This is a genomic window from Sphingobacterium sp. UBA6320, assembly GCF_002440335.1.
Classification (GTDB): domain Bacteria; phylum Bacteroidota; class Bacteroidia; order Sphingobacteriales; family Sphingobacteriaceae; genus Sphingobacterium.
Map to the genome: position 1 here is coordinate 62,068 of NZ_DJTA01000015.1, position 10,928 is coordinate 72,995.

The following is a 10,928-nucleotide window of genomic DNA, read 5'->3' on the forward strand; positions in this document are numbered from 1 at the left end:
CGCCTACAGTACCTTAATTATTTTTGATCCGCAGATCTTAATTTAACTGAGGACGATTAGCAATACCATCAGCAATAATCTGATTGATTTTTTCAGCTTCTTCACCCACCAATGGCAGTCTCGGCGCACGTAGGTGCGGCGTACATATTCCTTCGGCAGCTGCAGCCAGCTTAATATATTGAATGAGCTTAGGGTGAATATCCAATTCTAACAAAGGCATAAACCAGCGATAGATATCCAAAGCTTTATCGTATTCACCATTTAACGCATGGTTATACATCGCAACTGTCTCCTTTGGAAAAGCGTCTACTAATCCAAAAACCCAACCATCTGCACCCACAACCAACGCCTCCAAAGAGATGGTATCTACACCACCTAAGATATGAAATCTGTCGCCAAATTTATTTTTCATTCGTGTTATATTTGTCAGATCGCGCGTGGACTCCTTAACCGCCACAATCGTTGGACAATCTTTCAATTCATCAAACATAGCTGTCGACACAAAAATCGAATAATCCACCGGATTGTTATAAATCAAAATAGGCAAGTCTGTCGCCTCTGCTACGGCTTTAAAATAAGTAACGACCTCACGGTCATCTGCTTTATAGCGCATTGGCGGCAATAACATTAAACCATCTGCACCTAATTCTTTTGCTTTAACTGCAAAATTAATGGCATTTTTAGTGGTATTTTCAGCAATGTTCAAGATCACCGGCACACGGCCTGCAATCACCTGAATGGCATAAGTCAATAATTCAAATTTTTCATCTGTATCCAACACCGCTGCATCACCCAATGATCCTGCAATGATAATACCATGTACCCCCGCTTCGATCTGAGCTTCCGTATTTTTAGCAAACATATCAAAGTCAATCTCACCATTCTCCTTGAAGGGGGTCAGCACTGCCGGATATACGCCCTTCCAATTTAATTCAGCCATAGTTATTCTTTACTTAATTAATTTATAATTTTCTTTATCAAAGAAAGGAACTATTAAACAACTAAACTAACCGCGTTTTAATCATTACTTATTGGATATTAACCTGCACCGTCTACTCATAGAGCAAATTTTTATAATTTGCCACATACATCTTAGGCGATATACCTACAATGCTTCTAAAAACCCGATTAAAATTGGTGATGCTATTAAACCCAGAATGATAAGCCACGATGGAAATACAATCATAATCTTGCCCTCCCAATAGGCGACAAGCTTCTCTTACGCGCAATTCATTCAGATAGGAAACAAAAGTCTTCCCTGTACTTTTTTTGAAATAACGACAAAAAGCCTGCGGAGTCAGATTTGCCCTTTCGGCGATTTCATTTAAGCCGATATTCTCCTTATAGTTATTTTCAAGAAAATCACATAAGGCCGTAATCCGAAAAGAACCTCCCGTACCAAAATCAACAGAAGTGACACCCGAAAGCGGTTTAAGTTTGAGGGAAAGTCTATTCAAAGATTTCAATAAATAAAAAAAACTGACAAGCTGACCTAAGCTATCGGAGTTCTTAAGCGCCTCTATCCTTCTACTGATCTGTGCCAAGTGTATGGTAGGAACTTTAAAACCGCGACCATTTTTATCTATAAAATCCAACAGCATACTCAATTCAGGCATATTCAAAATCGCGGACAAGGATCCCTTCACATTAAAAAAAACAGAAACCGATTGCACATACCCAACCCTAAAATCATTTTTAAAGACATGAGCTTGGTTTGATCCCAATAGGAAAATATCCCCGCGCTCAAAATCATGGACATGATCATCAACCAACAACTGTCCATTGCCCTCCTTGATCCAGATTAATTGATACTCCTCATGACAATGCATATGGGGATAAAACTTATCCAAAAAATCCTCCTGAATAAAAACGGTCCTATCCTTGGGAACAGGAACTCGGTATTGAATTGGTTTCATAAATAGAATGGTTTTTCGATTAATGTCATTAGTACATTAAATTTAGGATTTAGCGGTTCACAAAGCAAATATTTATCACTTTATATCAATAACATGGTATATTCGGTTAAAATGTGGTAATTAAAAAAGGACTTAATAAGTCAAATTTGTAATCGTTGCACTTGATCATGTGTTGAAGTATTATAATCTCTAAATCTTACCAAATGAATTTAAAGAAAAGTTGTTACCTCCTATTAACCTTATTCTATATACATCCCGCATTTAGCCAACAGGATGAGCATCCTGTATGGAAGGCGACCAAAAGCCAGCCGGCGACATTGGGTATAGAACAAGGGACCAAAAGCTTTGCGCTGAACCAATTGAAGATCAAGATTCTCAACGCCTCCCAAACGTTATCCGCCTTTCAACAAGTGAACGGTGATGCCGCTTTCGACTATACACCTGTTGAGCTATTAGCGAAACGGGACCGTAACAATTTTTTTCATATCGGCGATATCAACATCCGCCTGAAATATGAAGGAGAAACCAAATGGTCCAGTTATTCATCAGCCAAAGACCGTAAAAAAGTAATCGAAATCGCAGCTTCTAAAACTACTTTAGCCGCAGCAGATATCACTCCAACATTGGAAAATATCCCCTTAAAAGTGGTGCGTAGCTGGGAGAATGTGGATGGCGATCTCATCTTAAAATTTCAAATCAGCAATCCTACTGATCAAGCTATTGAGATCGGATCTCTGGGCATCCCACTTCCCTTCAACAACAATATGGATTGGAAAAATCTGAATCAAGCCCATGCTCAAAATGTATTTTTCGATCCTTATATTGGTCAAGATGCAGGCTATATGCAGGTCAACCATTTACATGGAAACGGTCCAAGCTTATTAGTACTTCCTTACACAAATGCGGGATTTGAGGCCTATAACCCGCTGAACAGTGATCCGACACCAAAAAGCATTACTTTTGAAGGTTTCCACGAATGGATGATCCACAGCAAGGCACTTGCAGAAACCGACTGGAAAGGAGTAGAACAATGGAACACACCGACTTCTACTGTTTTGAAGCCAAAAGAATCCAAGACATTTGCCCTTAAGTTTGTGCTATCGCCCAGTATCAAAGAAATTGAAAACACGCTTCTGAAAAACAAGAGACCTGTTGCTATTGGTGCTCCTGGATATGTTGTTCCTTTAGATAATCCGGTCAAACTTTTTATCAAACATGATCAAGCCATTGCCCATATCTCAGTTTATCCAGAGGGCGCATTAACCGTTACTAAACAACAAGATACCCCACACAAATGGCATCAATATGAAGTAAAAGGCCAACAATGGGGACGGGCACGATTGACCATCACCTATCAGGATGGTGCCGAGCAAACCATTCAATATAAAGTCATCAAATCCGAAAAAGATGTGGTGAATGATCTGGGAAATTTCTTAACGACCGCACAGTGGTACGAAAATGATCAAGACCGCTTTGGCAGATCTCCATCTGTTATCACCTACGATTATGAGGACAAAAAGCTTGTCACCCAAGAACAACGGGCTTGGTATGCCGGCCTCAGTGATGAAGCAGGAGCGGCAAGCTGGCTAGCTGCAATTATGAAACAGGTCGTCCAACCTAATCCTACAGAGATCAACAAACTTAAACGATTTGTCAACGAAACGATGTATGGCCGTATTCAGCATAAAGAAGGGGATCAAAAATATGGTGTCGTCAAAAGTTTATTTTACTACGAACCAGACTCGCTGCCAGCAGGCACTTACGATGCCGACATCAATTGGAAAGTATGGTCAGCATGGCCAAAAAAAGAAGCGGACAACATCGGCCGTTCCTACAACTACCCCCATGTGGCAGCAGCACATTGGGTGATGTACAGACTGGCTCGCGACTATCGTAATCTTGTACAAGAGGAAAGCTGGGATGTGTATTTAGATCGGGCTTTTCAAACCAGCATGGCTATGATCGAGAAAGCACCTTATTACGCTCAATTTGGACAGATGGAAGGCAGTATATTTTTGCTGATCCTCCATGATCTTCGTCGGGAAGGACTAACCGATGCCGCTAATAAGCTGGAAGCCGCGATGCGCAAACGTGCAGAACACTGGAAAAGCCTAGATTATCCCTTTGGAAGTGAAATGCCCTGGGATTCTACCGGACAGGAGGAGGTCTATTTATGGTCGCGCTACTTTGGTTTCGACGATAAAACTCAAGTCACCTTAAATGCAATTTTGGCTTATATGCCAACCGTACCTCACTGGGGGTACAACGGTAGTGCCCGCCGTTATTGGGATTTTGTATATGGCGGAAAACTATCCCGCATCGAACGTCAACTCCACCATTATGGATCGGCACTCAACGCCATCCCTGTACTGACCGAATACCGTGACCATCCCGATGATTTCTATCTTCTTCGTGTCGGTCATGCCGGTATGATGGGTGCACTGGCCAATGTTACAGCAGATGGTTTTGGTCCTGCAGCATTTCACTCCTATCCTTCGACATTAGCCAACGATGGCATATCTGGTGATTATGGTACCGGATTTTATGGTTACGCCGTTAATTCGGGAACCTATATAATGCAACATCCAGAATTTGGCTGGTTGGCTTTTAGCGGCCATCTTCAAGCAGATAAAAACAATATCGAAGTGAGGATCACAACCGCTTCCAGAGGCCGTGTTTTTCTAGCAAAAGAGCATCTCTGGCTGACTACGGATGCCGGAGAAATCGAAAAGCTGCGTTACAACCAAAAAGATAAAAGTGTGGTGTTGAGTTTTAATACCAGTCAATCGGACAGGGTGCCAAATATCTTGCTAAATATCAATCCCGAGAGTGGCTATGTGATTGAAGGACTCCAAAAAGATCCATTCAATCGCTATACCATACCAGCTTCTACTGCGAGCGTGACACTAGTGAAAACAAAGTAGCCTCGATCAAACGATCTTTCTTTCTAAACAACATACATAACCTGTGGTTAGCTTAGGCTAGCCACAGGTTTTATTCAAAAACCGCGCCCCCCCAAATCGCAGCATCCTAGAGACCTTAGCTCCTAGAGGCTCCGTTATTTAAAAATGAAATCCCTCAAGATTCCATTTGTCTCTCCACGGAACGGTTATTTTACCATCTTGTAGATCAACCGGGAGCCAGATATAGCGACTATCCAACAAGTTTTTAGGTTTCCAACGGTCAGCCATAAATATAAAAGCATTTTTCTTACCTACAACAGGCAATACAAAAGTAGATTGTGCATCAAAAGTGATGTGCGCGTCGGGTCCGCGCATCGGATCACCTAAAGATGTCCAAGGTCCAAACAGATGATCCGCTACATGTAGTTCCGCCCTGTTGGGAGCCCAACCTGTACAGCCGCTTGTAAAGAGATAATATTTCTGATTATATTTGAACAAAGCCGGAGCTTCTCGATGATTTCTGAACAATAATGTATCCGCGGTCGTAGGAGTTAAATAATCAGGCGTAAGCTTTGCCAAACGCAGTTCATAGTTTTCATCTGAAGAATAGATATGATAAGCAACATCATCATCATCCACAAAGAGTCCCATATCTCGTGACATATGACCATTTGGTCTGAAACTGTCCTCCAACCTAAATGGACCGGCAGGAGCATCACTAATAGCAACCGCAGCTCGTGCTGCAGCATAACCTTGATCTTTCAGCTCCAGATGAAACCACATCACAAATTTTTTCGTCTTCTTATTGTAGATGACCTTCGGCCGTTCGATGATACATCCCCATGCGACATCACTGCTGGGATCATCTGCAGGTGAAAAAGCTAATTTTTCAAATTTCCAATGATAGAGATCCTTGGAAGAATAGACATTGACCCCCTGTGATTCGGTTCCCCCTCTTTTTTCACCGTACCAATAATAGGTGCCATTGTGGTAAAGAATTCCGCCACCATGGGCATTGATCGAATTACCTTGATCATCCAACCACAGCTTTCCTGGGACAAATGCTGTATTTCCCTGATCTTGAACTCCCTTTTGATAGACCCGCACATAGTCGATCTCATAGGTTGCAGGTAACAATTTTTCATCAATAATGCCACCATTCATTCCACCCAAAGCTAAATTGAGCAAGATATAGTGCGGCTGTTTAAAAGGGTTAAATCCTGTCCCGTCCCGATTGACCAATTGATCCAGCTTCACTTTATTCATCAGGATATCATCGACATACAATGCAATTTCATGTTCATCCCAATACATACTCCAAACATGAAATTGCATTGCCCATTCTTTTCCGCCCAGCTCGGAAACCGCTTTTTTTTGGCTATGCCAGTTTGCCTGCCATCTTTTATCCGTACCGGAAGCAATATTTGCAAGAATATCACCCTTATAATATTCCATAATATCAATTTCACCATTAGAAGGCCATTCTTTTTCTACACCTAATGTCCAAAATGCCGGCCACAACCCACTCCCTACTGGAATACGGGCGCGCATTTCAAATATGCCATACTTCCAACTATGTTTGCCAGAAGTATTGATTGAGGCAGATGTATAGCTAATGTCTTTACGTGAAGTTGCCCAATCTTGACTATTTGGTTTATAAGTGGGATTGGGTTTAACCTCTTTGCGTGCTTCGATCTTCAATATGCCATCCTTACAGGATATATTTTCTTGCTGGTACCATTGATGCTCTTGATTACGCATGAAGCCCTTCTCAAATTGCCAGTTTTGATTATTTACAGATCCCTCTTCATCAAACTCATCAGACCAGACTAAAGTATAACCCTTCTTCTGCAAATGTTGCGCCCCTACCTGCGTGACAAGATGCAATAGAAAAATAAAGTAAAGTGCTTTTTTCATAAAAATATATTTGTTTTGATCAGTACTTATTTAAGAAGCCAATTGCGTTTATCATGGCTGAAGATTTACCCCTTTCGTTATAGCTATTTAATAGGTATAACGAAAGGGTAATCAATCGTCCAATATTAATCAACAGTTCTGATTAAAGGAAGGGGGTAATTCAACAATTTGGAGGGAGAAATTCATCAATTTTCTAATGAATACAAGTTTTCACCAATATCTCTCCACATAACATGATACATGCTTAACTCGCGATCCGCTTTAAGAGCCTATAGCGTTTATCCACAAATAAGCATTGTTTATTCACAATATGTGCATAAACGATCCTGTACATATTCAGCATGAAATAGCATTTTTGTGGATAACACACTTATTTTGTCAATAAAAGACGAAAAATAATTCAAAAGCAAATGTGGAAACTCTGTTATCTATTATTTTATCAACACATGTCGAATCCGCTGTGCATAACAAATCTGGTTTCCACAACATATAGCCTGATTTGAACATATTGTGCATAACTCGTTCATTGGCTATACTAGAGCTAAGCGATCATCATCAAGGCTTATAGGTGTCATAAAAGCAAGCAAATGATCATGTCGTATTATTTCAATTTATGTTTTACCCCTTCAAAAGTCATTTTTACAGGATTAATATATCCATTTTCGTCAAATGTCATTACATCAATACAAGTCTCCCGCTCATTTGCACCTGTTTTGCCCAATGGTCTTCGGTGATACACGATATAATACTGATCTTTGTTTGGCACTTGAATGACAGAATGATGACCAGCGCCAGTTGCGATAGCGGGATCCTGTTCTAAGATCGTTCCTATTCGTTTGAATGGACCAAATGGCGAATCAGCGATCGCATAAGCCACTTTATAATTTGGAAGACCCCATCCGCCCTCCGACCACATGAAATAGTATTTATTGTTGCGGATAAACATAAATGGTCCTTCGACATAGTTCTCAGGTGTTACCTCTTTATAGATTGTTCCATCTTCAAAAGGAACTAAGCTTTTAAAGTCAGCACTTAATTTGACCACATTACAATGTTGCCACCCACCATAATACATATAATATTGACCATCTTTATCTTTAAAGACAAACTGATCAATGGGTTGAGCACCATTGACGATCTCATTGATCAGCGGTTTGCCAAGTACATCTTGATACGGTCCTTGAGGTTTATCGGCAACAGCTACGCCAATTCCTCCAATTTCACCCTGGTGTACATCATTGGCTCCAAAAAATAGATAGTACTGATTATCTTTTTGTAACACACTAGGTGCCCACATCGCTTTCTTGGCCCATTTTACTTCCGCCGTATCGATAATTCGGGGATGTTTTTTCCAGGTCACGAGATCCTTGGATGAAAATGCATCAAAGAATATTTGATCTTCATATGGTGCCGAATAGGTTGGAAAGATCCAGTACTCCTTGTTGTAAACAATACCTTCAGGATCAGCGTACCAACCGGGGAACACAGGATTTTTCTGCGCAAACACAGCCTCTGCAATAAATAAAGTAATACCTGTCAGCAAATAGGAGACAATTTTCATAATTAAAAGGTTTTAGTAGAGTTGAAAATAGGAAATATAAATACAAAATCCAATTTTAAAGTCAATAAAAAACGTCGGCCCCAGTATATGATCTCTCCACAATATCCGTTCAGCCCTCCCTTTTTTGTATTAGTCGTACAGATCTTATATTTTAAAATTATCCCTCAATAAAAAGACTAAACAGATGAATTTGAAAGCAATTAGGCCTAATTCAGACGGTGTAAAATGATAATTTTCCTAAATATGCGATAATTATCGTTGATTAGAAAAATATTTTTTATATGTTTGACTTAGATATCTGCCAACGCCATTTAGACCTCGTAAAAAAATAAAACTGTACGTATATAATTTAAGTGATTTACAGTGATATTTTAAAACAGTTTGTATACACAATTGTGTACATAAATGGAGTTAACTTGCGCCAGGCAGCTCATAAGAATCCGAAACTATTTAAAATGGTTAGAAAAACATATCAAGGAGAAAAAAACGACAAAAGTAGGACGATGTCGAAACTCATACAATCTGTTGGTACCGTATTAGCAGCAAAAGGCTATACCGGTCTAACGCCCACCAACCTTGCAAAAGCTGCAGGGGTAGACCGGAAACTTATTTCAGCATATTTTGGACACATTGATCACTTAATAGCAACCTATATTAAAACAAAAGATTACTGGATCGTTGCGAGCGATAGTGCTGAAGCATTATTCAAAAACAATGCGCAAAAAAGCTCACGTCACCTGCTCGAACACACATTACTGGATCAGATCGTACAATTTAGTGCTAACGAAGAAATGCAAAAGGTAATCCTGTGGCAACTCAGTGAACGATCGGAAATGATGTCCCAACTATCGCAAGCAAGAGATGATGTAAGCGCATTATTCTTTCCTTTTGCAGATGAAGAATTAAAAGACAAACAAGTGGATCTAAGAGCTGTGACCAGTTTATTGATTGCCGGAATTTATTACTTAGTACTCCATACCAAGACAACAGACAGTACATTTTGCGAAATCGACCTTACGCAGGAAGAAGGCATGAACCGCATTAGAGAAGCAATAAAATTTATTCTACAAGAAACTTATGGTCATTAGTGACCAGTAACGAAGTAACCAGTAACAAAGTGATCAGTAACGAAGTAACCAGTAATAAAGTGACCTAGTAACCAGTAACAAAGTGATCTAGTAACGAAGTAACCAGTAACAAAGTGATCTAGTAACGAAGTAACCAGTGGCAAAGTGATCTAGTAACGAAGTAACCTAGTAACCAGTGACAAAGCGGTCTAACTTTCTAACCTCCTAACTTTCTAACCTTAAATAGTCACAAAGTAATTCCCATTATATTTCGCTCCAAATATTTTTATTTTCACACTAAAAGGATTCCCGAATTTAATTCAAAACACCTATATTTACCCTAAGATTATTTTGGTTAATTTTATAAAAACACAATCAAACTCCTATCTATTTTTTTAATTTATTGAATATAACTCGCATTTATGTCATGAGCTGATCCGTGATGTCGATAGCGGTGATAAAGAAATTTATGCAAGATCACAATATTATTAACCTACTTACTATTGCCATTATTGTCAGCAAAATTATTATTGGAATTTTACTGTATTTCTTGATTCGAAAAAATCGTATTCTGAAGAACGAGAAATTAAAATTATTAGAAACAAATCTTAAGCTTAAGCAACAAGGAGACCAAATCATACGTTATATTAAGGAATTAAAGGCGTCAGAATTTTTCAAAACAAAAGTACTTTCCATCGCTTCCCATGATTTGCGCACCCCCTTTGCATCCATGGATATGTTGCTACAAATGGAAGACTTATCACTTATGACAAAATCCGAACTACAACAAGTTTTTGAAGCATTGGGACAGCAGGTAACCTTATCCAAAAACATGTTGAACGAAGTTTTGTTATGGGCAGAATCACAACTGAGAGATAATTTAGAAAATAAAGAAACCTTTTCTATTTTAGAGCAGATCGATACTATATTATCCTTATTTCAATGTAATCTGGATAGGAAAAATTTGATCATCAACAACACTATTCCGACACAGTTAGAGGTGCATATGAGTCGAGACATCTTCTGCTTTGTGATCCGGAATATTATGAGTAATGCGATCAAATTTTCTCATACTGGAGGAGTAATAAGGATCGGTATAGTAGAAAGTGAACGAGATGCGTTCAGAATATTTATTGAAAATAAAGGAGACCATATCTCCGACTCCACCATATCCAACCTGAATAATAAAAACAGCTGGGAATATAAAAAAATAGCAAATCATACCGGAACTGGTCTTGGAGTGTCGTTGTGCAAAGATTTATTACAGCGAGTAGGTGGCAGTCTCAAGTTTGAAAATTCAACTGCAGATGTGCTTAGGGTCTATATATCACTTCCATTAGCGTACGATGACCAAGTACCTAGTGATTTAGTGACCAGTGAACTAGTGACGGAGTAACAGAGTGACGCAGTGACCAGTAAAGGAGTAACAGATTGACTAGTGACGAATAGCTCTAACTCCCTAATTATCTAACCATCTAACTCCCTAACCTTCTAACCATTTAACTCCCTAACCTTCGAACCATCTAACTCCCTAACCTTCTAACCATTTAACTCCCTAACCTTC

Annotated in this window: 7 protein-coding genes; 3 read left to right on the plus strand and 4 right to left on the minus strand. The window is 39.4% G+C overall.

All coding sequences use genetic code 11. The annotated features are described in order from the left end of the window. Positions 1–37 precede the first annotated feature (37 nt). Positions 38–940 (minus strand): dihydrodipicolinate synthase family protein, encoded by a 903-nt coding sequence (locus B3P23_RS09455; protein WP_293925510.1) that lies wholly within the window; start codon positions 938–940, stop codon positions 38–40. A gap of 112 nt (positions 941–1,052) precedes the next feature. Then, a complete protein-coding gene (locus B3P23_RS09460) occupies positions 1,053–1,916 on the minus strand; it encodes an AraC family transcriptional regulator (protein WP_248755377.1) in 864 nt (287 codons plus the stop codon). Between the two features lie 203 nt (positions 1,917–2,119). On the opposite strand from B3P23_RS09460, the gene B3P23_RS09465 reads away from it, so the two are divergent. After that, entirely contained in the window at positions 2,120–4,840 is a 2,721-nt protein-coding gene (locus tag B3P23_RS09465; protein WP_293925511.1) for a DUF5695 domain-containing protein, read from the plus strand. 138 nt (positions 4,841–4,978) lie between these two features. On the opposite strand, the gene B3P23_RS09470 is transcribed toward B3P23_RS09465, so the two are convergent. After that, positions 4,979–6,736 carry a family 16 glycosylhydrolase gene (locus B3P23_RS09470; protein WP_293925512.1) on the minus strand — a complete coding sequence of 586 codons (1,758 nt, stop codon included), beginning with the start codon at positions 6,734–6,736 and terminating at the stop codon, positions 4,979–4,981. 601 nt (positions 6,737–7,337) lie between these two features. Then, positions 7,338–8,297: a glycoside hydrolase family 43 protein gene (locus tag B3P23_RS09475; protein ID WP_045752771.1), complete on the minus strand. Its 960-nt coding sequence runs from the start codon at positions 8,295–8,297 to the stop codon at positions 7,338–7,340. 503 nt (positions 8,298–8,800) lie between these two features. Between B3P23_RS09475 and B3P23_RS09480 the strand changes: the two genes are divergently transcribed. Together B3P23_RS09480 and B3P23_RS09485 are read left to right on the plus strand one after the other, a co-directional pair. After that, entirely contained in the window at positions 8,801–9,385 is a 585-nt protein-coding gene (locus B3P23_RS09480; protein ID WP_293925513.1) for a TetR/AcrR family transcriptional regulator, read from the plus strand. A gap of 448 nt (positions 9,386–9,833) precedes the next feature. Next, the gene (locus B3P23_RS09485) at positions 9,834–10,760 is read left to right on the plus strand and encodes a sensor histidine kinase (protein WP_293925514.1); all 927 of its coding nucleotides are present in this window, start codon (positions 9,834–9,836) and stop codon (positions 10,758–10,760) included. The last annotated feature ends 168 nt before the right edge of the window (positions 10,761–10,928 follow it).